The sequence below is a fragment of the Sulfitobacter sp. R18_1 genome, assembly GCF_017743915.1.
Taxonomy (GTDB): Bacteria; Pseudomonadota; Alphaproteobacteria; order Rhodobacterales; family Rhodobacteraceae; genus Sulfitobacter; species Sulfitobacter faviae.
The window spans coordinates 79,584-105,936 of record NZ_JAGHRG010000007.1; the positions used below are offsets into that span (position 1 = coordinate 79,584).

Genomic DNA, 26,353 nt, shown 5'->3' on the forward strand with positions numbered 1-26,353 from the left:
GGGACTTTGTTACGCCCGGCCGTAAGCCTCTGCAATGGCGACGTCCATCGCGGCCTTGGGGGTTTGATCGCCCCAGACCAGCAATTGCAGCGCGGGATAGTAGCGTTCCGCGCTCATGACGGCGGCACCGATCATCGTGTCGATCTGCTCTGGTCCCGCGACCTGTCCGCCCGCCAAAACCAGCCCGTAGCGGTAGACCATCAACTGCTGATCGGCCCAGAAGCTGAAGGCCCCCGCCCAGCATTGATCGTTGACGAGGTTTAACAATTCGTAAAGTTCCGGCAGTTTTTCAGCCGGAGGCTCCATCTCGAAGGTGCAGATCAGCCGCAGCGTTTCGTCGTAAGCCGACCATGCCAGCGTGATCGAATAGGTCCGCCACTGCCCCTCGACCGCCATGGCGATCTGATCATCCGCCACGCGGTCGAATTCCCAATCGTGATGCGCCGCGAGATTTTCAACGATATCAATGGGGTGGATTTCTTCTTCAAGGTAATGCTCGGACAGGGCCATTTCGCCACCTCTCAATCTGTTCCACGGGGCGGGACTTGGCCCACCATGCATGGAAGCCTGCACAAATAGGCGTGTAGGTTCACATCACCTATACAAGATATGGTGCTTGCAGCGGAACAGTCTGGCAAGGTTTTTCTTGGGGATAACCACAATTGATAGGGGATAACCGCAATAACTTGTGGGTAAATCGCGGAAATCGTCTATAAATTGGAGGGAGAGGGCGCGACGGGCCGCAAACGGCCTCTGTCCACGCGGAGGATCGCCGCCCCAGACCGGGGCGGCTGATCGAATTTGAGCTAAAATTCAGTCTTTGCCTTCGAGCTTGTCGAGCCGCGCTTTCAGCGCTTCGTTCTCTTCGCGGGCCTTCTGCGCCATGGCGCGCACCGCGTCGAACTCCTCACGGGTGACGAAATCACGATCGGCGAGCCAGCGGTCGAGCATTCCCTTGAAGGCGGTCTCGGCCTCGTCCTTGGCGCCTTGGGCGACGCCCATCGCGTTTGTCATCATCTGTGAAACATCGTCGAAAAACTTGTTGCGGGTCTGCATGTCTGGCCTCCGGAGGTTTGTTAGCCTCTATATGGGGCGCGGCGCCCTTGCTCGCAAGGTTGACTTCCCCGCGCGGCCTTGCTCAATCAGCAGCATGATAGCCATGCTCCCCTTCCCCGATATCGCGCCGGAAATCTTTTCGGTGACCCTGTTTGGTTCCACCTTCGCGCTGCGCTGGTATGCGCTGGCCTATATCGTGGGCATTCTGCTGGGCTGGCGCATCGCCACCGCGGCGGTCAAACGGCCCCATCTGTGGAAGAACGACACGCCGGTCATGAAGCCCGGTCAGGTCGAGGACCTGCTCTTTTGGGTCATTCTGGGCGTGATCCTTGGCGGGCGTTTGGGCTATGTGCTGTTTTACCAACCGGCCTATTACCTGTCGAACCCCGCCGCGATCTTGCAGCTTTGGGAGGGCGGCATGTCCTTCCATGGCGGGGCGCTTGGGGTCATTCTAGCGGGGCTTTTCTATACATGGCGGCACCGGATCCCGGTGATTTCGACCGGGGATATGGTCTGTCTGGGGCTGGCGCCGGGGCTGTTTCTGGGGCGGCTGGCGAATTTCATCAATGCCGAACTTTGGGGCCGCCCGACCGATCTGCCTTGGGGCGTGGCCTTCCCCGGTGAAGCGGCGCAGTTCTGCCCCGATGTGGCGGCCATCTGCGCGCGCCACCCCTCGCAGCTTTATGAGGCGCTGCTGGAGGGGCTGCTCCTGGGCAGCGTGCTGCTGTGGATGGCGTGGAAACGCGGCGCGCTCAAAATGCCGGGGCTGATCGGCGGCACTTTCCTTGCAGGCTATGGCGCGGCGCGGTTCGCGGTGGAATTCCTGCGCCAGCCCGACGCGCAATTCGTCACCCGCGGCAACCCGCTGGGGCTGGCGTGGCATATCGGCGGCTGGGGCCTGACCATGGGCCAAATCCTGTCGCTGCCGATGATTGCCGTGGGCGTCTTCCTCATCATCCGAGCGCGGCGGCAGGCATGAGCCTGAAGGACCATCTGCTCACACGGATCGCGCTGGAAGGGCCGATGCGGCTGGACGCCTATATGCAGTCCTGCCTGCTGCATCCCGACTGGGGGTACTACACCACCCGCGCGCCTTTCGGCCCGGAGGGGGATTTCATCACCGCCCCCGAGATCAGCCAGATGTTTGGTGAGTTGATCGGCCTTTCGCTGGCGCAAAGCTGGCTAGATCAGGGCGCGCCCTCCCCCTTCACACTGGCCGAGCTTGGGCCGGGCCGGGGGACATTGATGGCCGACATTCTGCGCGCCACGGCGCGGGTGCCGGGGTTTCAGGACGCGGCGCAGGTCACGCTGGTCGAAGCCTCTCCTTCTTTACGCGACGTGCAGCGCGAGACGTTGCGAGGGGCCGAGGTCACTTGGGCCGAGAGTGCCGCTGACCTGCCAGATGCGCCGCTGTTCCTGATCGCCAATGAGTTTTTCGATGCCCTGCCAATCCGGCAATTCATCCGCCAAGGCGCAGGCTGGGCCGAGCGCCGGGTGGGCGCGGCAGAGGGGGCGCTGACCTTTGGCCTCGGCCCCGTGACCCCACAGCCCGCCCTTGCCCATCGGCTGGAGGATACGAAAGACGGCGACCTTGTTGAGCTTTGCGCCCCGGCGGCGGAGATCATGCAAGAGATCGGCAAACGCATCGCGGCCCATGGCGGGGCGGGGCTGATTATCGACTATGGCGACTGGCGCGCCTTGGGTGACACGCTGCAAGCGCTGGAAAACCACAGCCCCGCCGATCCGCTCGCCAATCCCGGGCAGGCCGACCTGACCGCCCATGTCGATTTCGAGGCGCTGGCACGCGCCTGCCCCTGCCCCCATAGCCGCGTGGTCACCCAAGGCGTTTTTCTGGAGCGATTGGGCATCACCCCCCGCGCGCAGAAACTGGCCGAGGCGCTGACCGGCGACGCGCTCAGTAACCATATTGCCGCACATCGACGGTTGACGCACCCGGCGGAAATGGGAAACCTGTTCAAAGTGATGGGGCTCTACCAAAAAGGTCAGACCCCGCCCCCGGGGACAGAAATATGACGCTCGAAATTCTGACATCCGATGCGCTTGCGCCTTTGCGGCACGGGTTTTTCACCCGCCGTGGCGGCGCGTCATCGGGGGTGTTTTCCGGGCTGAACTGCGGCAGCGGCAGCTCGGACCAATCCGAAATCGTGCGCATCAACCGCGCCCGCGCCGCCGAGGCGATGGGCCTACCTGCCGACCATCTTGTCGGCGTGCATCAGGTGCATTCCGCCACCGTCGTCACGGTGACGGAGCCGCAGGACGACAAACCCCGCGCCGATGCCTTGGTCACCAAAACCCCCGGCATCGCCCTGTCGATCCTGACCGCCGACTGTCAGCCCGTGCTCTTCGCCGATGCGCAGGCCGGTGTGGTGGGCGCGGCCCATGCGGGCTGGCGCGGTGCGCTTGACGGGATACTCGAGGCGACGGTCGACGCGATGGTCGATCTCGGCGCCACCCGCGAAAAGATCACCGCGGTGATCGGCCCCTCCATCAGCCAGCGCGCCTATGAGGTCGGGCCGGAGTTTCTGGACAACTTCATGAATGCCGACCCCGAGTTTGCCCGCTACTTTGCCCAAGGCGAAGGCGACCGGCTGCATTTCGACCTGCCCGGCTTTGGCCTGAACCGGCTGCGCGCGGCAGGCGTGGGCCATGCGGAATGGACGCGGCATTGCACCTATGCCGATGCCGCGCGATTCTATTCCTACCGGCGTACGACCCACGCCAAGGAAGCGGACTATGGCCGCTTGCTCTCGGCAATCACCCTCTGAACGGGGCGGGATTGCGGCAAAGCCTGCCCGTTTCGCGCCGCATTGCTGTCGCGAAATCTGGCACAATCAGCCCCTTGCGGCACTATTGTTTCTCGCACCCCCTGTAAACCACCGAAAATTAACGTTTTTCGAAGTATGGCAAAGGCGCCCAAAACCGCCCTTCCAAGCCGTCAAATTTCCACAAGTTTCTCGCCCACGGTCAAAAACCGGCCCGATTGCACTGCGATAGTGGATGCAACGATGCCCGCGTGACCCGAAGAGGAACAGAGCCATGAAAAAGAACCCGCGCTTCATCAAATCCGTTGTCGAGACAGCGGCCAAGACCGACACCGTCATGCCTTGGGCCCGCGGTGCGCGCCGCGCCGCTTTCATCGCCAAACGCTCCGGCAACGCCCCGGTCCGCAAGACCGCCTGAAAAGTTTCCCCCGGTACCGGCGCCACGCGCCCGGTATAGCAGACCGCCCCTCGTGCCGTTGATTCGTTGCGAGGGGCGTTTTCATGCGAATATGGCGCTCCCACGCCAGACGGGGAAACAGCCCCCCGCATTCAGCCGAGATTGGCGCGCAAAGCGCAGCACTCAGGCCGGATATTTTGACAAACCCCGCAGAACATGGCGCAGTATCCGTCAGCCTGCGCCGGTGCATGCCGCCCCGGCACCGCTACGCCGGGCCGACAAAGGGTTTTGCATGACTGAGACCGCCACCAAAGCCGAAGGCCCACCGCCCGCGCCGATGCGCAGCTATGAAGTCGCCGCGCTCCGCGCCGACGGGTCGCTCTATATCGGCCAAGACACCGCTCCCGCCGCGCCACTTCTCGAAGCCGCCTTTGCAGCCTTCGCCCGCGGGACGCCGATCCAAACGGTGCAGGGCGACATCGCCATCGAAGATCTCCAGCCCGGCGACATGATCCACACGAGTGCCGGAGGTCCGGCGCAGTTGATCTGGATCGGGTCGAGCCGTTTCATCCCGGCAGACAGTGGGCGGCTGCCCCTCATCCGCATCATGCCCGACAGTTTCGGCGAGGGGCGCCCCAGTTCGTTCCTAACCCTCGGCCCCGCCGCACGGGTGCTCCAGACGCCGCCCCACCTGCGGGCCGAGGCGGAGGGCAGCCGCCTGCTCACCCCGCTGTGCGAATTCGTGGATGGGGTCAATGTGATCGAGGTCACCCCGCCAACTCCGGTGCGCCTGTTTCATATCTGCCTGTCGCGCCATGCGGTGATCAAGGCAGGCGGGCTAGAGATGGAGACCTTTCACCCCGGCGCTCAAGCGCTGCGTGACGCAACACCCGGCCTGCGGGATCGCTTTCTATCCATGTTTCCGCAGATCGCGCATGGGCGGGATTTCGGCCCCCTCGCCCATCCCCGCGCGCCTGAAGCGGCAGAAGACCGCGCCGACAGCTGATCTCAAGGCGCTGTCGACAGCCGCGCTTCCAACACGTCGAAGGGCACGCCGGGCTCATCCTTGGCCCCGCGGATCACGAGGCTGGTCTTCACGCTCTCCACATTGGGCGTGGTCAGCAATTGCCCGGTCAGGAAACTTTGAAAGCTCGACAGATCCGGTGCCACGCATTTCAGGATGAAATCGACCTCACCGTTCAGCATATGGCACTCGCGCACCAGCGGCCAACCACGGCATTTCTCTTCAAACGCGCTCAGATCAGCCTCGGCCTGACTGGCCAGCCCGACCATGGCGAAGACCTGCACCTCAAAGCCCAGTTCCCGCGCATCGACATCCGCATGATAGCCTTTGATATAGCCCTGCTCTTCCAAGGTACGCACGCGGCGCAAACAGGGCGGTGCGGAGATGCCGACGCGTTTGGCCAGTTCGACATTCGTCATCCGGCCATCAGATTGCAACTCGGCCAAGATCATCCGGTCTATCGGATCAAGTCGTGTACCCGCCATAACATCCTCAGTGAATTTTCGATTCTTATAGCAGCCTGCGTGGTGCGCGCAATAAAGTTTCACACAAGCGCAATATTCTTTATCACGGCCTTTGAGGCCAGCCGCCCGTCCGTTCACGCAAGCGTAATGACGGGGCGGTGACGGCAGGGGTTTAACGGCTTCGCGGCTATCGCTATATGAGGCGGGCAATATCAATGACAGCCCGGGGGCGCCAGATGGCCGAGACACGTAAAACCAAGGTACTGATCATCGGCTCCGGCCCCGCAGGCTATACCGCCGGGGTCTACGCAAGCCGCGCCATGTTGGAGCCGATCCTCGTGCAGGGGATCGAGCCGGGCGGCCAGCTGACCACCACCACCGAGGTCGAGAACTGGCCCGGCGACAGCGAGGTGCAGGGCCCCGACCTGATGATCCGTATGCAGGACCACGCCAAGGCCATGGGGACTGAGATCATCGGCGACATCATCACCGACCTCGACCTGTCGAGCCGCCCCTTCCACGCCAAAGGCGACAGCGGCACGACATACGTCGCAGATTCCGTGATCCTCGCCACCGGCGCCCGCGCGAAGTGGCTGGGGCTGGAGAGCGAAGAGAAGTTCAAGGGCTTTGGCGTCTCTGCCTGTGCCACCTGCGATGGCTTCTTCTACCGCGGTCAGGAGATCGTGGTCATCGGTGGCGGCAACACCGCCGTGGAAGAGGCGCTGTTCCTCACCAACTTCGCTTCCAAGGTCACGCTGATCCACCGCCGCGACGAGCTGCGCGCCGAGAAGATCCTGATCGACCGGCTGATGAAGAACCCCAAGATCGAGCCGCTGTGGTTCCACGAGTTGCATGAGGTCTACGGCACCGACAGCCCGCTGGGCGTCGAAGGTGTGAAGGTCAAACACGTTAAGACCGGCGAGATCACCGACATTCCCGCCAAGGGCGTCTTTGTCGCCATCGGCCATGCGCCCGCCAACGAGTTGGTCAAAGACACGCTGGAAACCCACATGGGCGGCTATGTCGTGACCAAACCCGACAGCACCGAAACCTCGATCCCCGGCGTCTTTGCCGCGGGCGATCTGACCGACCACAAGTACCGCCAAGCGGTGACCAGCGCCGGCATGGGCTGCATGGCAGCACTCGAAGCCGAGCGTTTCCTTGCCGAAGTGGGCGATGATGACGGCAAAGATACCTCCCTCCCGCTCGGCTACGGGGCCGAGGTGAAGGAAGACGTTTAACTCAGACGAAGGCGCGGCGGAGATAATTCCGGTTTCCGCCGCCCCTCAGCACCCGAATTGCAGGCCACCCTCGGATCATGGGATTTCGGCCTTTAACGGGGCGACACCCCTTAGTTCTATAGACTTTTCACATCTTTTGCAGCTATGGCAGCCGAGACCGAAGCCGCCTGTTCCCTGAAGAAAAGTGATAGTCATGATGCCCAGCAACCTCACGCCGATCCCCGAACTCTACGTCTCTTACGAGTCTTCGCAGAAGCTGAAGGTGGAGGCGGGCAATCTGGTGAGCCTCGACCTCACCCCGCGTCAGATCTGCGATCTGGAACTCCTGATGAACGGCGGCTTCAACCCGCTGAAAGGGTTCTTGGGTGAAGAGGACTACGACAGCGTGGTCGAGAATATGCGTCTGGCGGATGGCTCCCTCTGGCCGATGCCCATCACCCTCGACGTGACCGAGGCTTTTGCCGAGCAGCTCGAAGTAGGGCAGGACATCGCCCTGCGCGACCAAGAGGGCGTGATCCTCGCGACCATGACCGTGACCGACCGCTGGACCCCGAACAAATCGCGCGAGGCCGAGAAGGTTTTCGGCGCGGATGACGAGGCGCATCCGGCGGTAAACTACCTGCACAACCAAGCGGGCAACGTATATCTCGGTGGTCCGGTGACCGGCATTCAGCAGCCGGTGCACTACGACTTTCGCGCGCGCCGCGATACGCCCAACGAATTGCGCGCCTATTTCCGCAAGCTGGGCTGGCGTCGCGTTGTCGCCTTCCAAACCCGCAACCCGCTGCACCGCGCGCATCAGGAACTCACCTTCCGCGCCGCGCGTGAGGCGCAGGCCAACCTGCTGATCCACCCGGTTGTCGGCATGACCAAACCGGGCGACGTGGATCACTTCACCCGCGTGCGCTGCTATGAGGCGGTGCTCGACAAATACCCCGCCGCCACCACCTCCATGTCGCTCCTGAACCTCGCCATGCGCATGGCCGGCCCGCGCGAGGCCGTCTGGCACGGGCTGATCCGCAAGAACCACGGCTGCACCCATTTCATCGTCGGTCGCGACCATGCGGGCCCCGGCAAAAACTCCGCCGGTGAGGACTTCTATGGCCCCTATGACGCGCAGGAATTGTTCCGCGCCCATCAGGAGGAAATGGGCATCGAAATGGTCGATTTCAAACATATGGTCTGGGTGCAGGAACGCGCGCAATATGAGGCCATGGATGAGATCGAGGACAAGGAAAGCGTCACCATCCTGAACATCTCGGGCACAGAACTGCGCCGTCGTCTGCGCGAAGGTTTGGAGATCCCTGAGTGGTTCTCCTTCCCCGAGGTCGTGAAAGAACTGCGCCGCACCTCCCCGCCGCGCTCCAAGCAGGGCTTCACCGTCTTCTTCACCGGCTTCTCCGGCTCGGGCAAATCCACCATCGCCAACGCGCTGATGGTCAAGCTGATGGAAATGGGCGGCCGCCCGGTGACGCTGCTGGATGGTGACATCGTGCGGAAAAACCTCAGTTCCGAACTCGGCTTCTCGAAAGAGCACCGCGACCTGAACATCCGCCGCATCGGCTATGTCGCCTCCGAGATCACCAAGAACGGCGGCATCGCCATCTGCGCCCCGATCGCGCCCTATGCCGCCACCCGCCGCGCCGTGCGCGAGGATGTAGAGAACTTTGGCGCCTTCGTCGAAGTGCATGTCGCGACCTCTATCGAAGAGTGTGAACGCCGCGACCGCAAGGGGCTCTACAAGCTGGCGCGCGAAGGCAAGATCAAGGAATTCACCGGCATTTCTGACCCCTACGACGTGCCGCAGAACGCCGAACTGGTGTTGGAGACCGAGAATGTCGAGGTCGACAACTGCGCGCATCAGGTGTTGCTGAAGCTCGAAAACATGGGGCTGATCGCGGAGTAAACCGATCAGTCTTTGCCAAGAACAGCGCAGCCCCTCGGGGCTGCGTTTTGCGTTTGGGGTCAGGCCACCTCGGGCATGAAAACTTGGCCCGACATTACCACGCGCCCCTGCCCCGCCACGCGGACACCGGTGATCGCATCGCGGGGGCCAAGCACCTCGACCTCCGCCCGTCCGGGGCGGCCCATGAGGTGACCTTGTTCGGCCACGAAGGCTGGGCTGTCGATCAACCCGCGCGCCCAGAGATAGGCCGCCATGGCACCCGTCGCCGATCCGGTGAAAGGGTCTTCGGCGGGGCTGGGTGGCGCCAGCAGCAGCCGCGCATAGGTATTGCCCGCAGCGGTCGCGCCTTCGAGGGTGACCCAAAAAGGCTCCATCATATCGCTGCCCTGCCCCAGATGGGCATTATAGGCCGCGAGCGCCTCGGGGTTGAGTTTCAGCCCTTCCAAGGCGGCGCGACTGCGCAGAACGGTGACACAGAACGGCAGTCCGGTAGAAACTACCTGCGGCGGGGCGATGATATCCTCGGGTGCCACACCGCCCACCTTGGCGACGAGATCGGCGGGCACTTCTTCCCCGAAAACCGGCGCGATCTGGGTCATGGCGATTTGGGAGCCGCGTACCTCGACCTCGACGATCCCCGCGCCAGTCTCCAACCGCAGTGGCCCTTCGCCGATCAACCCGCGATGGCGCAGCGCTGCGACGGTGGCGATGGTGGGGTGGCCCGCAAAGGGTATCTCACGACTGGCGAGATAGTATTTCACCTTGAAATTCGCGACCTCCGACGGGCCGGTAAAGGTGCATTCCACGAGGGATGTTTCGCGCACATAGGCCATGCATAGCTCATCCGGCAGCCCTGCCCCGCCATGCACCACGGCGCAGCCATTGCCGCCGAAGACTTGGTCGGTAAAGGCGTCTACCCAGTCGAAATCGAAATCCATAAGACCGCTCCCAATAAAAAAGGCCGCAGCGGACTGCGGCCTTGCATCGGGCTTAGCGTATCGTCGCGCCGCGCGGCGTCAATGCACCATCACTGGCCGGTAGTCATGCTCTCGCGCCAATGAGAAGGCGAGTTTCTGATCGCCGACCAGCGCCAGCTGCTGCCCTTCGGCATCATGAACGGCATAGAGAAGCTCAAGCCCCTCGGCCTGATCGCGCACCTCGCGCGGCAGATCGGCGACAGCGATGGTTTTGACATAGACCATACGGTCGTTTCCGTGGGTGATTGCGTCTTGCATGATGTTACCCCTTCTTGATCTTGATGGTTTGAACCACCGTTTCAGGCTTGGCGCGGGTCAGGTCGACATGCAGCAGACCATTCTCCATAACCGCCTCGCCCACATCGACCCCATCGGCCAGTACGAACGAGCGCTGGAATTGACGCGCGGCGATTCCACGGTGCAGGAACACCCGGTCTTCGCCATCGTCGGACTGACGCCCACGGATCACGAGCTGTCTATCCTCAACGGTTATCGACAGATCCTGTTCCGAAAAACCCGCTACCGCCAGCGTGATGCGATAGCTGTAGTCCGAGGTTTGTTCGATGTTGAACGGCGGATAACCTTCGTTTCCGGCCTTGGCGCTGCGTTCGAGCACCCGTTCCAATTGTTCAAACCCAAGCATATGCGGGTAAGAGGCAAGCGTTAATTTCGTCATGCGACACGTCCTTATCAGGTCAAGCGACAGTGTTTCACAGGCCCCGCAACCGGCAGCCCGTTGCATTGAATATGGGGGGGCTTGGGCAAGGGCGCAAGGGCTATGCCAAATGATCTCAACCGCTTATATTCAAGGTTCAGATGCCCAACGGAATCACCTGCCCATGAATGCCCCTACCGATCTGTCGATGAAAACGGACGAAGTGCTGCGTGTCGAGCTTGAGGTCTTTCGACGGGAACATCGCGATCTGGATGACGCCATCCATGCGCTGGTCGAACGCGGCACCGGGGATCAACTGACCCTGCAACGGCTCAAGAAACGCAAACTGCGCCTCAAGGATTTGATCGCCCAGATCGAAGACCGGTTGACGCCCGATATCATCGCCTGACCCATTATCCCCATGGCCCGCGGCAATCGGCGTTGCCAGATGGGCCATGATGGGTATAGTGCGCGCTCTGATCCACCAAGAGAAGGCCCGCAGCAATGACCACGCCCCCGGTTGGCATCATCATGGGGTCCCAGTCCGACTGGGCCACCATGCGCGAAGCAGCAACCCTGCTGGACGAGCTTAACATCCCCTTCGAGGCGCGCATCGTTTCGGCCCATCGCACCCCGGACCGGCTCTGGGACTATGGCAAGACGGCGGTGGACCGGGGTTTGCAAGTCATCATCGCGGGCGCAGGCGGGGCGGCGCATTTGCCGGGCATGATGGCCTCCAAAACCCGGGTGCCGGTGATCGGTGTGCCGGTGCAGACCAAGGCGCTGTCGGGGGTGGATTCGCTCTATTCCATCCTGCAAATGCCGCGCGGCTTCCCGGTCGCGACCATGGCCATCGGTGCCGCAGGCGCGGCCAATGCCGCCCTGATGGCGGCGGGCATCCTTGCGCTGCAAGACCCGGAATTGGCCAAACGGCTGGACGATTGGCGCGACGCGCTCAGCGCTTCGATCCCCGAGGTGCCGCATGACTGAACCCCTGCAAACCGGCGCCACCATCGGCATTCTGGGCGGCGGCCAATTGGGCCGTATGCTTTCTGTCGCCGCAGCACGGCTTGGCTTTCGCACCCATATCTTCGAGCCGGGCGCCAACCCGCCCGCCGCCGATGTGGCCCATGCGGTGACCACCGCCCCCTATGACGACCACAAGGCGCTGGAGGCTTTCGCCCGTGCCTGTGACATCGTCACTTTCGAGTTTGAGAACATCCCCACCGAAGCGCTCGACGTGGTCGAGGCGATCACCCCGCTGCGCCCGGGCCGCGAGGCGCTGCGCATTTCCCAAGACCGGCTGACCGAGAAGACCTTCCTCGGCGATCTTGGCCTGCGCGTGGCCCCTTTCGCCGATGTGACCGACGCCGCCAGCCTGAAGGCCGCCGTGGCCCAGATCGGCACGCCTGCGATCCTCAAAACCCGCCGTTTCGGCTATGACGGCAAGGGGCAAGCGCGGCTGAAAGACGATGCCGACCTCGACGCCGCATGGGCCGAGATGAACGGCGCGCCTTCCGTGCTCGAAGGTTTCGTGAACTTCAGCGCCGAAATCTCTGTCATCGCCGCGCGCAGTGCCACGGGCGAGGTCGCCTGTTTCGACCCCGGTGAGAATGTCCACCGCGATGGCATCCTGCACACCACCACCGTGCCCGCCAAGATCAGCAATGCACAGCGCACCGACGCGGTGCTGCTTGCCGGTCGCGTGCTGAACGCGCTGGATTACGTCGGCGTCATGGGGGTCGAGCTTTTCGTCACGCCGCAGGGGCTGATCGTGAATGAGATCGCTCCGCGGGTGCATAACTCTGGCCATTGGACCCAGAACGGCTGCACCATCGACCAGTTCGAGCAGCATATCCGCGCCGTGGCCGGATGGCCCTTGGGCGATGGGCAGCGCTATGCGGATGTGGTGATGACCAACCTCATCGGCGATGACATGGACCGCGTGCCCGAACTCGCCCGCGCCCGCGACACCGCACTGCATCTCTACGGCAAGGCCGAGGTCAAACCGGGCCGCAAGATGGGTCATGTCAACCAGATCACCCGCGGCTGAGGTCAGCCGAAGAACTGTTCCGCCACCGCGCCGGACATGAAGCTCACCCGCCCCGCCGCGAAAGTGGCGGCGACGCGGCCCGTGGCCTTGTCCAAGACGACGATATCGGCGCGTTTGCCCGGCGCCAGCGTGCCGCGATCCGAAAGTCCCAGCACCTGCGCCGGCCCGGATGAGACAAGCGCCCAAGCGCCCGCAAGGTCCAGCAATCCGCTCTGCGCCAGCATCAAGGCGGCGCGGCGCGGCGAGGGGTAATGGTAATCCGACGCCAGCGCGTGACAGAGCCCCATGCTGATCAGGTCCAGCGCCGAAAGGTTGCCGTTATGCGACCCGCCGCGCACCACATTGGGCGCGCCCATGATGACCGCATCCCCTGCCCCATGCGCGGCCTCGGCAGCCTCCTGCGTTTCGGGGAATTCCGCCAGCGTCACGCCCCGCGCCCGCCAAAGGGCGCGGCCCTCGGCGGTCTGGTCATCATGGCTGCCCATTTTAACGCCACGCTGCGCCAGTTCCGCGCAAAGCCCGTCCAGCGCCGCGGGCACCTCATCGCGCCGCGCGTGCATCTCCTGCATCTGTGCCAAATGGATCTCCGGGCTGCGCCCGGCCTTCAGGGCCTGCCCGACCAGCCGTTTCGGGGTCTTGCCCGCCGCCAAACGGTCATGCGGCAGGTGATCGTTGAACACCACATAGCCCACGCCCCACTCCGCCATGCGCTGCGGCAGGCTGTCGTAGAGGTCGAGCATATGGGTCTCAAACCGAAGCTGCGGGCGGATGTCGGTGACCAAATCCGGCGCGGTGTCGCGGATGCCGCTAAAGACTTGATCGGCGAACGCCAGCCCCCGCAGCCCGCCTTCCCAGCTGACTAATTGCGCCAAAACCGCGGTGGTCATGCCATTCGCCGCGAGCTCTGCCTCCGCTGCGACCAACCCTTCGGATAGTTGTTTCATCGCCCCGCGACGCGGTGCCAGATGCCGCTCGAACGCGTCGCCATGCAGATCGACGATCCCCGGCAAGACTTGAAAGCCGGTCAGATCAATGGGCCGCCCGACCGGGGCATCGGCAATCACCCCGTCGGCAAAAGACAACGGCGCGCGGCTCAGCCCCTCGGGGTGGAGCACCTCCGCATTGACGAGATCAAGGTTTGGCATCGTCCCCTCCCACCCCCGGCAGGCAGCCCGCTTCCGGGCAGCCGATCGCATTCAGGACGCCATCGATAAAGGTCATCGACCGGTCAAAACTGCCGGTTCTCAGAAAGGCCATGGTCTGGGCGATAACGCGCGGGTTGTTCATCATAAAGGTATGGGTCACCGGCAGGACGATATGGTCTTTCATCCCCGCCACACGGGTCGAGGCGACCGAGACCTTTCCGTCATCCGGCCCCGGCAAAAGGCTCGAAAAATAGGGGTTGAGCGACTGTGAGCCGGCAATCACGCCTAATTCGAAAGGGACCGGCGGCAATTGGTTCGGCAAGGCCGCGTCATCGGTGCCGATCTCGGCCCCGGCGGGCCCGTTCAACCATTCGAACGCAGGGTTCTCGACCAATTCGTCCACCACCTCGCTGCCGTGATTGGGCGGCCCCAGCATCACCACGCGCCCGACCCGGTCGGCCCCGGCCTCGACCACCCATTTGCGCACCAAAATACCGCCCATGGAATGGGTCACGAAATCGATCCGCGCGGTGCCGCAGGCCTCAATCGCGCGCGGCAGGGTCTGTTTCGCCAATTCCGCGATATTGGCCTCAGTCGAAGCGTAGCCCGGGCGCACCACGCGGTAGCCTTCGGCGGCCAAGGCGGCTTCCATCACGGCAAAAGACATCTCGGTCCTAGCCAGCCCATGCAGCAAAACAACACAGCGCCCCGCCGCGTTTTCGGCCGCGGCAGGCAGGGGGATCGCCAAGAAGATCGCGGCAATCAGCAGGGTGAAAAATCTCATCATGCCCTCCAGATAGACTGATTGCCCCGACTGTGAAATGGTCTTGGCGCGTTACCTGACGAAAGTATGCCGATGCCCCGACCCTGCCCTCGATTGGCCGCCCGCGCCGTGCTGCTGCACGAAGACCGGCTGTTGCTGGTCAACGCCTATGCCGATGATCGGCTGGGCCTGATGTGCGCCCCCGGCGGCGGGGTGGAGGCCGGTGCCTCCCTCCCCGACAACCTGCGCCGCGAGGTGTTTGAGGAAACGGGCCTCACGATCTCGGTCGGCGCGCCCTGTTTGGTCAATGAGTTCCACGACCCCGGCGGCGATTTCCATCAGGTGGATATCTATTTCAGATGCCACATCCTCGGATCCGCCCAAATCGCCCCCGATTGGCAAGACCGAGAGGCCATCGTCACGCGGCATCGATGGGTCACCCAAGCGGAACTGGCACAAGTTCCCCACAAGCCCGATAGCCTCGGCACAGTCGCTTTTGGCCCGGCGAAGGCGGCGATCACCTACGATCCTTTGGAGCCGATTTTGCGCTGATCGCCCAAGCGATCCCGCCCAGAACCAAGGCCGTCGCGAGGATAAGCGTCAAGCTCAGCGGCTCACCCAAGAGCAGCGCCCCGGCGAGGATCGCGATGATCGGCACGCTCAGCTGCGCCACCGCCGCCGTGCCCCCGTCGATCCGCGTCAGCACCGCATACCACAGGGCATAGCCAAGGCCCGAGGTCAGCCCGCCGCAAAGCGCGCCCAACAAAAGCCCCGTCAGGCTGAACTGCGCCCCCGCAAAAGCGGGCAGGATGAGCATGAACGGCAAACACAGCAAAAAGTTCGCCGAAGTCGCCGCCAGCGGATCGCCCGATGTGCGACCGATGATCGTATAGGCGGCCCAGCCGATCCCCGCCAGAACCATCAGCCCGGCGCCGATTGGATCAGTGGAACCCTGCCCATCCGGCCAGAGGACCAAAACCAATCCCGCGAAAGCCGCCGCAGCACCTGTGATCTGCCGCGCGGTGGGCGCCGCGCCGGTCAAAGCGGCGTAGGTGAACATGGTAATCTGCACCACGCCAAAAAGGATGAGCGCCCCGAGCCCTGCGTCCAACGTCAGATACGCCAGACTGAACCCGATCATATAGACAGCCAGGCTCACGGCCCCGCCGATCCTGTTGCGCCGCAAAAGCGGCAACCGTCCACCCCGCAGCGCAACCAAGATGGCCAAAACCAATGCCCCCGCACCGACCCGCACAAGGGCAAAGCCCGCCGGATCGATATGCCCGCCGTCCACCGCCATTCGGGTCAAAATTGAGTTCGCCGCAAAAGCGCACATGGTGAGGGCGGAAAGAAAGAGAAGCTGCATGGCCTCTCGCTTAGCCTCACTCTCGAGCCGCGCCAAGCGCGGAATGCCTTTGGCACAAGGTTCTAACTGGGACGTGATGATCTCCTCCTTCGCATTGATTGGCGTGGACGAATAAAGCGGTACGCGCGCTGCAATTAGATAGTGGCGCCAGAAGGAATTCCATGACTCCCCGGGGTTTCACCTGTGCTATGTCATAGCCACGCCCTCCAAACGCACGGATACAGTCGTACCACGCTCAGCACCGGTGGATACCAAACAGGCATGGCCCCCATAAGCTCCTGCGATTTTGCGAACCAAGGCCAGCCCCAAGCCCGATCCTTCAACCTCATCGCGCGATCGCAATGTTGTCATCGGCTGGAAGACACGCTCATGATAACGCGGCGGTATTCCCGGCCCATCATCGGAAACGGTCAGCATCATGGCCTCCCCTTCGCTTTTTACCACTACCTTGACCCGCCCGGAAAACCGATCATGATGCTTGATCGCGTTCCCAATCAACGCCACGAAAAGCGAGTGCAGGTCCTGCTCGTCGAAGCGAAAAGAGTCGCACCCGAAGTGATGATTAACCCGGAAACCACTGGGCGGCCCGACTTCCTCTACCGCGGCATGAAAGGCCTGCTTAAGTTCGACCTCAGACGCATCGCGCCCTCTTCCGGCGCGTGAGTATTGAAGCAGGTCGACTAACATCCGATCCAACCGCCGCGTGTGCCGCTTCATCAAGGCGATAGAACTGTGGACCGAAGCGTTTATCTCCAATCCCGCGTACTCAATATCCTCGGCGATCCATTCAGGCAGTTCCAACAGCGCGCGAATGGAACTGCGCAGATCGTGACTTACCAAATGGATAAACTCCTCTGCATCAGGCCCGGCAGGCTGCGGCTCTTCGCACGATGGTAGCTCATGGTCGGCAGGTAACTTTAACAGCCGCTGCGTCATATCGCGACCTCCCTGCGATCAGCGCATGAGCAAAACGCCCTGCTAGCCCGAATTAGGACCAAAGGTTCCATCAAGCTTTAACCCGTAGCAATCGACGCGCATTGGGGGGATATTTCGCACGCAGGCGCGCCCACCTTTGTATTTGCCTTTCGCGTCCAACCCGGCTTGTGATCAACTGCCATTGCTGTGCAACCCGGGTCAGGGCCATTTTAGGCGAAACCTCACCCTGAAGGGCCTTATCCAATCCCCTTCCCAATGTTTGGTAATACTCTGATTGCCCTTTCAAATAGAAATCGGGAATCGCCCCTTTAAGCGCCGCGCGATGCACCTCGAGAAAGGGCTTTGAATAGGCCGCCTCCACTCCCGGGTCGCTGTAGTGCTCATTACGAAAAGGGTCGAAAAACCCATCCGGCTGCCGAACGGCAAGTGTCGACATTGCTGGCGTGACCGCGAAGAGGGCGAACAGATAGGCGAGTTCTTTCTGGGTCGATGCCGCGCTGATGACAAAGCTCCATCCCCAATTGAAAGAGGGGATTTCGAGCAGTTCCTCCCCCACCTGCCCTCCGGGGGTTGGCCCATAAACCATCCGTCCGCGCATCGATGATCGACGAGAGTTAAGGTATTTCTGCGTTCCGCCCCAGCCGATGTTACAATAGACATCGCCCTTCGCGTATCGCGCCCAATTTCCAAACAGCCCCAGGCTCGAACTTTCGGGGGCAAGGCAGTCCGTGATCGCGATCAACTCTTCCAGCGCCGCCACCCCCGGATTATCTGCAATTTGCGGAGTCATATCGGGGGACAGAGGCCAATAGCCCTTGGCGTGAAACCGCACCCACCATTCCCATGCGAGGTACCCCGGCGTGCGGAACAACAGTCCGCCATATCGACCGGCCTCTGGTGCATGAAAGAACCGGATCTGCCGGTCCAGTTCCTGCCAAGTTTCTGGCTGAACAAGTGGATAGCCGAAACGATCGGCGTAGCGCGCTTGTTCATGCGGATCGCGCAGCATCTCGCGATGGTAGAACATCAAATAGGCGTCGCCATCCGTTTGAAATCCATAAGTTTTACCGTCGAACCTATCCCCTTCTTGATAAAGCATAGGGTCGCGAAACCCCGGCGGTTCATAGCGTGCGGCGAAGCCATCCAAAGCATGGACCGCCCCCGCGGCCACCAGATCTGCGACACCAAAAGTCGCGGGCAAAGCGACGTCATATCGCGCGTCACCGAGTACGCTATTGAGCATCAGTTCCGCGTTGATCTGATCTACATGCACTTCTTGTAGGTCAACCGCGACCCCGGTCCGTTCTGTAAAGGCTTTTGCAACCGGCGCGAGATTGGCCCGCGACCCTTCAGGCAACAGCACCGAAAGCGTCTTGGCGTTTCCCCCCAATTCGCGGGCCTGCGCGGCCACCTTTATATCGATCGCCTCACCGAATGCCGGAGCGGCGATCAGCGTGCTGAGACCGGCGCCCAATCCGATTGAAACCGTTCGCCTTGTCAATCTGCGGCCGCCTGACACGATTCGATCCTCCAATCCGCCGGGGCAGGAACCCCTCCCGCTGTCATGGCGCTGGTTTTAGGGCCACGGCGATTAACATTGCGTTAATCGGTCACGGCTATTCACAAGGCATGAAAACGATGCACCCCCCTTGGCGCCTCCTGCAGCTTTTCGGCAGCCGCATCAGCACCCGTCTCAGGGCAGCTTTTCTGCTCGTTGCGTGCATCATCGGGCTAGCGGGGTGGGTTGCTACGGGGCAAATGCGCGCTGTGTTGGCCAGTCATGCTCATCTAAGCCAATCGGCGCTACCGATGTTGGGCGTCTCCCAGCAGATTGAGCGTTCTTTGAATGGTGTATTCCTTTCGATTGAGCAGTTAAATCAGCAAGATACCACTGCTTCGCGATCTGTCCTTGGGCAGGAAATCGGGACAAAGATCAGCGAAATCTCCAAACTTTTGGCTGATCTGTCGACGTCCGAGATCGCGCCCCCCTTGGCCGCCCGACTGGAACAGCGTCTGCAGATGGCACGGCGTGCGACGGATGCGACAGTAGTCAGCCTTCAGGAGATGCGGCGCGCAGAGGCGCAAATCGTCTCAACCCTCGATCTTGTCGAGCAAATTCAAGAGCAAAGTCACCTCATTATCGACGATCTGGCCTATCGGCTTTCTCGGCAGACCGAAGCTGTTCTGGACGAACCCTTTGGGAACTCGGGTTCCGGCCAGCTTGAAAATCCTACGTCTCGCTTTCCCGAATTGCTGTTAAGTGCGGTCAATTTGAATGACATTCGGCTCAGTCTCGACACGCTGATCAATATCGTCATGTCGCAAGGGCTACAGAACCAACCCCTTCAACTCGCGCGCGCGAAACTGCTTGTCGAAGAACATTTTCAGGATGCTATAACCCGCTTACCGCGCATTCACGAGGCAGCAAGCAGGCGGTCACTTGCACGCCAAATTGACGCGTTGCGCGACCTGCTGCTGCGTCCCAAAACAGGGCTCTTTGCTCATACAACGGCCCGCCTGCGGTTCCATAGTAGCTTCGAAAGGCTGCAAGCCGAACACCTTCCCATGATCGTGGAAATTTCCGATATCTCCTCCGATCTGACCAAAAACACCCTAGAGCGGGTGGATGCTGCGACGCAGGCCCTGCGTGATACCATCAGCCAGGTCATTTGGACCGTGGGTCTCACCATGGCCTGCGCCTTTCTCGTGATTGCAATGACCAACGGCTTGGTTATCGAACGGCAGTTTAATCGCCGGATCAGACGCTTGACCGATTCCGTGACCGCGATCGCTCGGGGGGATCTCGACCATCCGATTACCGTGAGAGGGCGGGACGAGCTTGGAGAGATGGCGCGCGCATTGACCGTCTTCCGCACCACAGCAGAGGAGCTTCGGCGCTCGAATACCGAGTTGGAGAAATTTGCCTATGTCGCTGCGCACGACCTGCGGTCGCCCCTCCGGGCGGTGCATGAATTGAGCCTTTGGGTGCTGGAGGACGAGGACAACGCGCTAAGTGCCGAAAGCCGAAGCTATTTGCTGATGTCTCAACAACGGATCGACCGGCTAAACCGTCTTTTGGCCGATCTTTTGGACTACGCTCGCGCAGGGCAAGACCAACCTGCGTCGGAGCCCGTGCATCTTGGGCGTTTGGTGACGGAGCTCGCTCGCTACATCGATACCGAAGGCCGTTTCAAAATCACCTTCACCGGCGCGGACCAGGTCGTCGACGCGCAGCTCACACCCTTGCAGCAAATCTTGGGCAATCTCATCTCGAACGCCATCAAACACCATGACCGGGATCATGGGGCGATCCATATCAGTGCGCAGCGTCGGCAGGACCACCTTGTCTTGACCGTCCGCGATGATGGTCCGGGGATAGAGCTTCGGCATCAGCAAAAGATATTTGAACTCTTTCAAACCCTTAAACCACGCGATGAGGTTGAGGGGAGCGGCTTGGGCCTCGCCATCGTAAGCAAGCTTGCGGCCCACCAAAAAGGCAAGGTCACGCTATTTTCCGACCCTGACAAAGGGCGCGGCGCGACCTTTGTGGTTGAGCTTCCATTGGCACCTCAAACGCATCAACCCCTGCCCGTGGCGGCCGCAGCGTGACGAAAGTCGGAAAGGAGTATCGGATGGAAACGACGCCCGCGAAATTTCTTATCGTCGATGACGACAAAGTCAGCGTGATGGCCATGCAACGGGCAATGCGCAAGTTGAAGATCGTCAATGAGACGGCGGTTTGCCATGACGGACAGCAAGCGCTTGAGTTTCTGGCCGAGGAAGTGAAACGGCACGGGCGATTGCCGCCCTATATCATCACGCTCGACCTCAATATGCCGCGCATGGGGGGGCTTGAGTTCTTGGAGGTCGTTCGGGCCGATCCCGCCTTGGAGCGTATGGTGGTCTTCGTCTTCACCACCTCCGACATGCCCACGGATGTGCAATCGGCCTATAGCAAGAATGTCGCGGGCTATATCGTGAAGGAGAACCCGTCAGAGACCTTTGCCAATGCGCTCGACATGCTTAACACCTACGCGCGGATCGTGGAGCTGCCCAGTTAGCCCGATGAGAACCGGATAACCGCCAGTCTAAGCCCCCCGAAACGAAAAGAGGCGCGCCATCGCTGGCGCGCCTCCGGAACCTTAGCCGAAAGGGCTGGCTTACATCATGCCGCCCATGCCGCCCATGTCGGGCATGCCGCCTACGGGGGCTGCGCCCTCTTTGGCGGGCTTGTCAGCAACCATCGCTTCGGTGGTGATCAGCAGACCTGCGATCGAAGCTGCATCTTGCAGTGCGGTGCGCACCACTTTCGCCGGGTCGATGACGCCGAAGGAGAACATGTCGCCATATTCTTCGGTCTGTGCGTTGAAGCCGAACTTCAGGTCGTCGCTTTCGCGGATTTTGCCGGCCACAACCGAACCGTCCACACCAGCGTTCTCAGCGATCTGACGCAGCGGTGCTTCCAGCGCCTTACGGACGATGGAGATACCGACGTTCTGGTCGTTGTTGTCGCCTGTGAGGCCTTCCAGCTTCTTGGCGCCTTGAACCAGAGCCACACCACCGCCAACGACGATGCCTTCTTGAACAGCGGCACGTGTCGCGTTCAGCGCGTCATCGACGCGGTCTTTGCGCTCTTTCACTTCGACTTCAGTCATGCCGCCAACGCGGATCACGGCAACACCGCCTGCCAGTTTGGCAACGCGCTCTTGCAGCTTCTCACGGTCGTAGTCGGAGGTGGTCTCTTCGATCTGGTTGCGGATCTGAGCCACGCGGGCTTCGATCTCGGCCTTCTCGCCAGCGCCGTCAACAACGGTGGTCTCGTCTTTGGTGATCGACACTTTCTTGGCCGAACCCAGCATGTCCATGGTCACGGACTCGAGCTTCATGCCGAGGTCTTCGGAGATCACTTGACCACCGGTCAGGATTGCGAGGTCTTGCAGCATCGCTTTGCGACGGTCACCGAAGCCCGGCGCCTTCACAGCAGCAATTTTCAGACCACCACGCAGCTTGTTCACGACGAGGGTCGCCAGGGCTTCGCCCTCGACGTCTTCGGCGATGATCAGAAGCGGCTTCTGGGACTGGATCACCTGCTCGAGCAGCGGCACCATCGGCTGAAGGCTCGACAGTTTCTTCTCGTGCAGCAGGATGATCGCGTCTTCCAGCTCGACAGTCATCTTGTCGGAGTTGGTGACGAAATAGGGGCTGAGGTAGCCACGGTCGAACTGCATACCTTCGACGACATCGGTCTCGGTTTCCAGACCTTTGTTCTCTTCGACGGTGATCACGCCTTCGTTGCCGACTTTCTGCATCGCATCTGCGATTTGGCGGCCGATTTCACGCTCGCCGTTGGCGGAGATGGTGCCAACCTGCGCGACTTCGTCGCTGTCGGACACGTCACGTGCGGCGGCTTTGATCGCGTCGACGACCTTGGCAGTCGCCAGATCGATACCGCGCTTGAGGTCCATCGGGTTCATGCCAGCGGCAACCGATTTCATGCCTTCGCGCACGATGGCTTGGGCCAGAACGGTCGCGGTGGTGGTGCCGTCACCGGCTTCGTCGTTGGTCCGGGAAGCGACTTCCTTGACCATCTGCGCGCCCATGTTCTCGAACTTGTCTTCCAGTTCGATTTCCTTCGCCACGGATACACCGTCTTTGGTGATGCGCGGTGCGCCGAAGGATTTGTCCAGAACCACGTTCCGGCCTTTGGGGCCGAGTGTGACTTTCACCGCATCGGCAAGGATGTTCACACCCTTGAGCATCCGGTTGCGGGCATCGGTGTCAAATTTGACGTCCTTAGCAGCCATGTTGTCTTCTCCTAAAATCTTGGATTGATGTCAGCGTCTTCAAAGGGTCGGCAAGCCGGGTGGCTTACGCGATGATCCCCATGATGTCGCTTTCTTTCATCATCAGCATTTCTTCGCCGTCGACGGTGACCTCTGTGCCGGACCACTTGCCGAAAAGGATTTTGTCGCCGGGTGCGACGGCCATTTCGATCAGCTCGCCGTTGTCTTTGCGGGCGCCGGTGCCGACAGCCACGACTTCACCTTCGGAAGGCTTTTCCTTGGCGGAATCGGGGATGATCAGCCCGCCGGCGGTTTTTTCTTCGCTTTCTGTGCGCTTGACCAGCACACGGTCATGAAGCGGTTTCAATGCCATCTTTGCAGCTCCTTAAGGCTCAAAGTTACTCTTCCAAGCCACCCCCTCCGGGCGAGGGGTGCAGCCGTTAGCACTCGACCCATGTGAGTGATAACGATGCATAGCTAAGGAGCGGCCCGCGGCCTGTCAACAACGGCGTTGAAAAATTTTGCGCGCATTGGAACCATCATTCGGCCCCCAAAATGCGCCCCGCAGTCGCAACGGCCTCGGCCCCCTTTGGGGTCAGCCCGTATATGCCTTTGTCGACCTTTTCAAACCAACCATAGTGATCGTCCCGCATCATGCGGGTCGCCGCCGAGACGCCAGTCGCGCGGGCCACATCCGCGCCTTTGCTGGCGCCCGCTTCGAACAGATAAACCGCGAGCTTCAGCGCATCCTGTCGGTAAGCCGTCACCAGCCCCGCCCGGGTCTGGCCGCCGTCGTTCGGATCCCCTTGCCGCCGGGCAAACTCCCGCAAGAGCAGCGCCGCCCGTTTGGCATTCTTGCGCGGGGCATAGGGACCGGGATCGCAATGCACCTCAACCAGCCCGTCCGACAGCCGCACGGTGATCAGCCCCAGCCCCAGCCGCCGGGCCAGCGTGACGTTGTCCTTCACCGCCTTGGCAAAGCGCTTTCCCGGTTGGCGCGCCACGGCAAGGTAGACATCATCCGCCACTTTCAGCCGCGCCAGACATTGATGAAACAGCGCCAGCGAGAAGCCGAGCTTCAACTCGACCACCACCGGCGGCTCTGCCCCGCGCACGGCCACCACATCCGCCGCGCCGACCTCGGCCTTCACCACATAGCCCTGATCCTCAAGGAAGGCTTTGATCGGCGGGTAAAGATCGGTTTCGCGCGGATTGCTCATGGCACGCAACTTGCCCCATCGCGCGGCGCTATGCAAAGGGCGGCGGCGGCTGAAAGTGCCGCGCAATGCCGCATTGCAGCGCGCGCAGGTGACAAGCCTATTCAACCTGCTATAAGGCGCGCAAATCCACCCGAACAGACAGGACCGCCCCATGACAACGCTTGTTTTTGGCCATAAATCCCCCGACACCGACAGCACCGGCAGCCCGATCGTTTGGGCATGGTATCTCAATGTGATCAAAGGCATCCCCGCCAAACCCGTCCTGCTGGGCGAGCCGAATACCGAAGCGCTGTTCATGCTCGACAAATGGGACCTCGAAAAGCCCGAAATCCTGACCGAGCTTGAGGCCGACACCAAGGTTGTCATCGTCGACACCAACAACCCCGCCGAACTGCCCGACAACATCAATGACGCCGATATCACCGGCATCATCGACCACCACCGTCTGGTGGCGGGGCTTGAGACACGCGGCCCGATCGAGATCAACATCCAGCCGCTCGCCTGCACCGCGACGATCATGTACAAAATGATCGGCAAGGATTGGGCACAGGCCCCGCGCGGTGTGAAGGCCGCGGCCCTGTCCTGCATTCTGTCGGACACGCTTGAGTTCCGCAGCCCGACCACCACCCAAGAAGACCGCGCCATCGCCCATGACATCGCGCAGGATCTCGGCGTCGATATCACGGATTACGCGACCGAAATGTTCGCCGCGAAATCCGATGTCTCTGCCTTCAGCGAAGCGGAACTGCTGCGCATGGACAGCAAGGGCTTTGACCTTGACGGCACCAACCTGCGCGTGAGCGTGTTGGAAACCACCTCCCCCGCGCCGCTGCTCGAGCGTAAGGACGCGCTGATGGCCGAAATGCCCAAAGTGGCCGAAGCCGACGGTGCCGCGCAGGTGCTTTTGTTCATCGTCGACATTCTGAAAGAAGAGGCGACGCTCTTGGTGCCCAACGACATGGTCAAACACATCGCCGAGCAGAGCTTTGGCGCTGAGGTCTCCGGCGACACGGTCGTGCTGCCCGGTGTGATGAGCCGTAAAAAGCAGATCATCCCGAACCTCAAGATGTAAGCCAATCGGGCGGGCCAAGTGCCCGCCCTCACTTTTTGAAAGGCCGCCCCATGACCCGCATTATCTCTGCCCTGCCCGACGTATCCGATCAATATGACGCGCTTTTCGTCGATCTTTGGGGCTGCGTGCATGACGGGCGCAAAGCGCTGCCCGCGGCGGTGGCGGCCTTGCAGGCATATCGCAAGACCGGCGGCAAGGTCGTCTTGGTCACCAACTCCCCCCGCCCCCGTGGAGGCGTGGAGAAACAGTTGCAGCAATTCGGCGTGCCGCAAGACGCATGGGACAGCATCGCAACCTCCGGCGATTCCGCGCGGTCAGCGATGTTCCGGGGGGCCGTGGGCGAAAAGGTCTGGTTCATCGGCCATCCCGGAGAGCGCAAGTTTTTCGAGCCGCTGACCATCCTGAAAGACCCGGTTGAGATCGAGACCGTCCCGCTGGCGCAGGCCGAGGGCATCGTCTGCACCGGCCCCGTCGATGCCATGGCTGACCCGGAAGTCATGCGCCCCGAGTTTGAGCAGGCCATCGCCCGCGGGCTGAAGCTGCTCTGCGCCAACCCCGATATCGTGGTCGACCGGGGCGAGGTGCGCGAATGGTGTGCCGGTGCGCTGGCTGCCCTCTATACGGAAATGGGGGGCGAAAGCCTCTATTTCGGCAAGCCCCACGCCCCGATCTATGACCTCGCCCGCCGCCGCCTTGCCGCGCTCGAGGTCGACATCCCCGACAATCGCATCCTCGCCATCGGTGACGGCATCCTGACGGATGTCAAAGGCGCAATGGACGAAGGCATCGATTCGCTCTTCATCACCGGGGGGCTGGCCGCCGCGGAAACCGCCACGACCGAGCAGCCAGACGAAGCCAAGCTCCGCGCCTATCTCGACCGCGAAGCATCGGCCCCGACCTATGCCATCGGATTCTTGCGCTAACCCAGAAAGAGCTTGATTTTCTGCAACTGCGAAGTAATAAAGTTGCAACTCGGCGCAGCCTAGCGTCACTTTGTTACCAAGGAGCCGTCATGTTGGACAATATGCCACGCGGGACGATCTGCATCGAAGATATCGAAATCGGCATGTCGCGCCATCTGCGCAAAGTCGTGACCGATATGGATATCGAACTTTTCGCGCAGGTCTCGACCGACCGCAACCCGGTGCATCTGGATGACGACTATGCCCGCGAGACGATATTCGAGGGGCGCATCGCCCATGGGATGCTGACCGCTGGGCTGATCTCGGCGGTGATCGGGGAACAGCTGCCCGGCCATGGCACGATCTACCTTGGGCAATCGCTCAAATTCCTCGGCCCCGTGCGCCCCGGCGATATGGTGCTGGCGGAAGTCACCGTGACCGACATGGACATCGCCAAACGCCGCGTGAAAATGGACTGCCGCTGTACGGTCGACGGCAAACCCGTGCTGGCCGGAGAGGCCACGGTGCTGGCGCCCTCGGCCAAGCTCGACTAAGCAGGCGGTTTTCGCCGCCTGTGCATCTTGCTCTTGCCCCGCAGCACGGCTAGGCA

General features: G+C 61.7%; 30 protein-coding genes. 16 read left to right on the plus strand and 14 right to left on the minus strand.

Annotated elements, in window-relative coordinates; translation table 11 throughout:
- Positions 1 to 9: 9 nt before the first annotated feature.
- Together J7392_RS14560 and J7392_RS14565 are read right to left on the minus strand one after the other, a co-directional pair.
- The gene (locus tag J7392_RS14560) at positions 10 to 510 is read right to left on the minus strand and encodes a YbjN domain-containing protein (RefSeq protein ID WP_209218247.1); all 501 of its coding nucleotides are present in this window, start codon (positions 508 to 510) and stop codon (positions 10 to 12) included.
- Between the two features lie 303 nt (positions 511 to 813).
- Complete coding sequence (locus tag J7392_RS14565; RefSeq protein WP_209218248.1) at positions 814 to 1,056, minus strand: accessory factor UbiK family protein; 243 nt, start codon at positions 1,054 to 1,056, stop codon at positions 814 to 816.
- A 94-nt stretch (positions 1,057 to 1,150) separates the two neighbouring features.
- Between J7392_RS14565 and lgt the strand changes: the two genes are divergently transcribed.
- The 5 genes from lgt (at position 1,151) to J7392_RS14590 (ending at position 5,242) form a co-directional block, all read left to right on the plus strand.
- Positions 1,151 to 2,035, plus strand: a complete 885-nt coding sequence (gene lgt, locus J7392_RS14570; protein ID WP_209218249.1) for a prolipoprotein diacylglyceryl transferase — start codon at positions 1,151 to 1,153, stop codon at positions 2,033 to 2,035.
- Positions 2,032 to 3,090, plus strand: coding sequence for an SAM-dependent methyltransferase (locus tag J7392_RS14575; protein WP_209218250.1), 1,059 nt, complete (start codon positions 2,032 to 2,034; stop codon positions 3,088 to 3,090). The genes lgt and J7392_RS14575 overlap by 4 nt, the downstream gene beginning before the upstream one ends.
- Positions 3,087 to 3,842, plus strand: coding sequence for a peptidoglycan editing factor PgeF (pgeF, locus tag J7392_RS14580; RefSeq protein WP_209218251.1), 756 nt, complete (start codon positions 3,087 to 3,089; stop codon positions 3,840 to 3,842). Before J7392_RS14575 ends, pgeF begins: the two co-directional genes overlap by 4 nt.
- Positions 3,843 to 4,113: 271 nt before the next feature.
- Positions 4,114 to 4,257 carry a hypothetical protein gene (locus J7392_RS14585; RefSeq protein ID WP_169306083.1) on the plus strand — a complete coding sequence of 48 codons (144 nt, stop codon included), beginning with the start codon at positions 4,114 to 4,116 and terminating at the stop codon, positions 4,255 to 4,257.
- A gap of 271 nt (positions 4,258 to 4,528) precedes the next feature.
- The gene (locus tag J7392_RS14590; protein WP_209218252.1) at positions 4,529 to 5,242 is read left to right on the plus strand and encodes a Hint domain-containing protein; all 714 of its coding nucleotides are present in this window, start codon (positions 4,529 to 4,531) and stop codon (positions 5,240 to 5,242) included.
- A 2-nt stretch (positions 5,243 to 5,244) separates the two neighbouring features.
- Here the strand turns inward: J7392_RS14590 and J7392_RS14595 are convergent, their stop codons facing one another.
- Positions 5,245 to 5,745, minus strand: a complete 501-nt coding sequence (locus J7392_RS14595) for an Lrp/AsnC family transcriptional regulator (protein ID WP_067267317.1) — start codon at positions 5,743 to 5,745, stop codon at positions 5,245 to 5,247.
- A 215-nt stretch (positions 5,746 to 5,960) separates the two neighbouring features.
- Here J7392_RS14595 and trxB point away from each other — a divergent pair, with 215 nt between their 5' ends.
- Together trxB and J7392_RS14605 are read left to right on the plus strand one after the other, a co-directional pair.
- The gene (gene trxB / locus J7392_RS14600) at positions 5,961 to 6,965 is read left to right on the plus strand and encodes a thioredoxin-disulfide reductase (protein WP_209218253.1); all 1,005 of its coding nucleotides are present in this window, start codon (positions 5,961 to 5,963) and stop codon (positions 6,963 to 6,965) included.
- Positions 6,966 to 7,158: 193 nt separating this feature from the next.
- Positions 7,159 to 8,871 carry a bifunctional sulfate adenylyltransferase/adenylylsulfate kinase gene (locus J7392_RS14605; RefSeq protein WP_209218254.1) on the plus strand — a complete coding sequence of 571 codons (1,713 nt, stop codon included), beginning with the start codon at positions 7,159 to 7,161 and terminating at the stop codon, positions 8,869 to 8,871.
- Positions 8,872 to 8,930: 59 nt separating this feature from the next.
- Here J7392_RS14605 and J7392_RS14610 read toward each other — a convergent pair whose 3' ends face one another.
- The 3 genes from J7392_RS14610 to J7392_RS14620 form a co-directional block, all read right to left on the minus strand.
- The gene (locus J7392_RS14610) at positions 8,931 to 9,809 is read right to left on the minus strand and encodes a PhzF family phenazine biosynthesis protein (RefSeq protein ID WP_209218255.1); all 879 of its coding nucleotides are present in this window, start codon (positions 9,807 to 9,809) and stop codon (positions 8,931 to 8,933) included.
- A 78-nt stretch (positions 9,810 to 9,887) separates the two neighbouring features.
- The gene (locus J7392_RS14615; protein WP_007119022.1) at positions 9,888 to 10,106 is read right to left on the minus strand and encodes a DUF1150 family protein; all 219 of its coding nucleotides are present in this window, start codon (positions 10,104 to 10,106) and stop codon (positions 9,888 to 9,890) included.
- 4 nt (positions 10,107 to 10,110) lie between these two features.
- On the minus strand, positions 10,111 to 10,524 hold the full coding sequence (locus J7392_RS14620) for an Hsp20 family protein (RefSeq protein WP_067267324.1): 414 nt from the start codon (positions 10,522 to 10,524) through the stop codon (positions 10,111 to 10,113).
- Between the two features lie 163 nt (positions 10,525 to 10,687).
- On the opposite strand from J7392_RS14620, the gene J7392_RS14625 reads away from it, so the two are divergent.
- The 3 genes from J7392_RS14625 to J7392_RS14635 all read left to right on the plus strand — a co-directional run bounded on the left by J7392_RS14625 (position 10,688) and on the right by J7392_RS14635 (position 12,556).
- Positions 10,688 to 10,912, plus strand: coding sequence for a DUF465 domain-containing protein (locus J7392_RS14625; RefSeq protein ID WP_067267347.1), 225 nt, complete (start codon positions 10,688 to 10,690; stop codon positions 10,910 to 10,912).
- Positions 10,913 to 11,007: 95 nt separating this feature from the next.
- On the plus strand, positions 11,008 to 11,493 hold the full coding sequence (purE, locus tag J7392_RS14630) for a 5-(carboxyamino)imidazole ribonucleotide mutase (RefSeq protein WP_209218256.1): 486 nt from the start codon (positions 11,008 to 11,010) through the stop codon (positions 11,491 to 11,493).
- Positions 11,486 to 12,556: a 5-(carboxyamino)imidazole ribonucleotide synthase gene (locus J7392_RS14635; RefSeq protein WP_209218257.1), complete on the plus strand. Its 1,071-nt coding sequence runs from the start codon at positions 11,486 to 11,488 to the stop codon at positions 12,554 to 12,556. Before purE ends, J7392_RS14635 begins: the two co-directional genes overlap by 8 nt.
- Positions 12,557 to 12,558: 2 nt before the next feature.
- On the opposite strand, the gene J7392_RS14640 is transcribed toward J7392_RS14635, so the two are convergent.
- Both J7392_RS14640 and J7392_RS14645 read right to left on the minus strand, forming a co-directional pair.
- Entirely contained in the window at positions 12,559 to 13,701 is a 1,143-nt protein-coding gene (locus J7392_RS14640; protein ID WP_209218258.1) for an alpha-D-ribose 1-methylphosphonate 5-triphosphate diphosphatase, read from the minus strand.
- Positions 13,688 to 14,488, minus strand: coding sequence for an alpha/beta fold hydrolase (locus J7392_RS14645; RefSeq protein ID WP_209218259.1), 801 nt, complete (start codon positions 14,486 to 14,488; stop codon positions 13,688 to 13,690). Before J7392_RS14645 ends, J7392_RS14640 begins: the two co-directional genes overlap by 14 nt.
- Positions 14,489 to 14,551: 63 nt before the next feature.
- Here J7392_RS14645 and J7392_RS14650 point away from each other — a divergent pair, with 63 nt between their 5' ends.
- On the plus strand, positions 14,552 to 15,016 hold the full coding sequence (locus tag J7392_RS14650) for an NUDIX domain-containing protein (RefSeq protein ID WP_209218260.1): 465 nt from the start codon (positions 14,552 to 14,554) through the stop codon (positions 15,014 to 15,016).
- Here J7392_RS14650 and J7392_RS14655 read toward each other — a convergent pair.
- The 3 genes from J7392_RS14655 to J7392_RS14665 all read right to left on the minus strand — a co-directional run bounded on the left by J7392_RS14655 (position 14,982) and on the right by J7392_RS14665 (position 18,285).
- Entirely contained in the window at positions 14,982 to 15,830 is an 849-nt protein-coding gene (locus tag J7392_RS14655) for a DMT family transporter (RefSeq protein ID WP_209218261.1), read from the minus strand. The two genes, J7392_RS14650 and J7392_RS14655, sit on opposite strands and share 35 nt — an antisense overlap.
- A gap of 186 nt (positions 15,831 to 16,016) precedes the next feature.
- Positions 16,017 to 16,766: a HAMP domain-containing sensor histidine kinase gene (locus J7392_RS14660; RefSeq protein ID WP_209218262.1), complete on the minus strand. Its 750-nt coding sequence runs from the start codon at positions 16,764 to 16,766 to the stop codon at positions 16,017 to 16,019.
- Positions 16,767 to 16,836: 70 nt separating this feature from the next.
- Positions 16,837 to 18,285, minus strand: a complete 1,449-nt coding sequence (locus J7392_RS14665; protein ID WP_348540704.1) for an extracellular solute-binding protein — start codon at positions 18,283 to 18,285, stop codon at positions 16,837 to 16,839.
- A 110-nt stretch (positions 18,286 to 18,395) separates the two neighbouring features.
- On the opposite strand from J7392_RS14665, the gene J7392_RS14670 reads away from it, so the two are divergent.
- Together J7392_RS14670 and J7392_RS14675 are read left to right on the plus strand one after the other, a co-directional pair.
- A complete protein-coding gene (locus J7392_RS14670) occupies positions 18,396 to 20,375 on the plus strand; it encodes an ATP-binding protein (protein WP_209218263.1) in 1,980 nt (659 codons plus the stop codon).
- A gap of 23 nt (positions 20,376 to 20,398) precedes the next feature.
- Complete coding sequence (locus J7392_RS14675) at positions 20,399 to 20,827, plus strand: response regulator (RefSeq protein ID WP_209218264.1); 429 nt, start codon at positions 20,399 to 20,401, stop codon at positions 20,825 to 20,827.
- Between the two features lie 99 nt (positions 20,828 to 20,926).
- Here J7392_RS14675 and groL read toward each other — a convergent pair whose 3' ends face one another.
- From groL to J7392_RS14690, 3 genes are all read right to left on the minus strand, one after another.
- Positions 20,927 to 22,570: a chaperonin GroEL gene (gene groL, locus J7392_RS14680; protein WP_209218265.1), complete on the minus strand. Its 1,644-nt coding sequence runs from the start codon at positions 22,568 to 22,570 to the stop codon at positions 20,927 to 20,929.
- A 64-nt stretch (positions 22,571 to 22,634) separates the two neighbouring features.
- A complete protein-coding gene (groES, locus tag J7392_RS14685; RefSeq protein WP_067267338.1) occupies positions 22,635 to 22,922 on the minus strand; it encodes a co-chaperone GroES in 288 nt (95 codons plus the stop codon).
- A 166-nt stretch (positions 22,923 to 23,088) separates the two neighbouring features.
- On the minus strand, positions 23,089 to 23,769 hold the full coding sequence (locus tag J7392_RS14690; RefSeq protein WP_209218266.1) for a DUF2161 family putative PD-(D/E)XK-type phosphodiesterase: 681 nt from the start codon (positions 23,767 to 23,769) through the stop codon (positions 23,089 to 23,091).
- Between the two features lie 151 nt (positions 23,770 to 23,920).
- Between J7392_RS14690 and J7392_RS14695 the strand changes: the two genes are divergently transcribed.
- The 3 genes from J7392_RS14695 to J7392_RS14705 all read left to right on the plus strand — a co-directional run bounded on the left by J7392_RS14695 (position 23,921) and on the right by J7392_RS14705 (position 26,297).
- Positions 23,921 to 24,841, plus strand: coding sequence for a manganese-dependent inorganic pyrophosphatase (locus J7392_RS14695; protein WP_209218267.1), 921 nt, complete (start codon positions 23,921 to 23,923; stop codon positions 24,839 to 24,841).
- 50 nt (positions 24,842 to 24,891) lie between these two features.
- Positions 24,892 to 25,764 (plus strand): TIGR01459 family HAD-type hydrolase, encoded by an 873-nt coding sequence (locus J7392_RS14700; protein WP_209218268.1) that lies wholly within the window; start codon positions 24,892 to 24,894, stop codon positions 25,762 to 25,764.
- Positions 25,765 to 25,853: 89 nt separating this feature from the next.
- Positions 25,854 to 26,297, plus strand: coding sequence for a MaoC family dehydratase (locus tag J7392_RS14705; RefSeq protein WP_067267345.1), 444 nt, complete (start codon positions 25,854 to 25,856; stop codon positions 26,295 to 26,297).
- Positions 26,298 to 26,353: the final 56 nt, after the last annotated feature.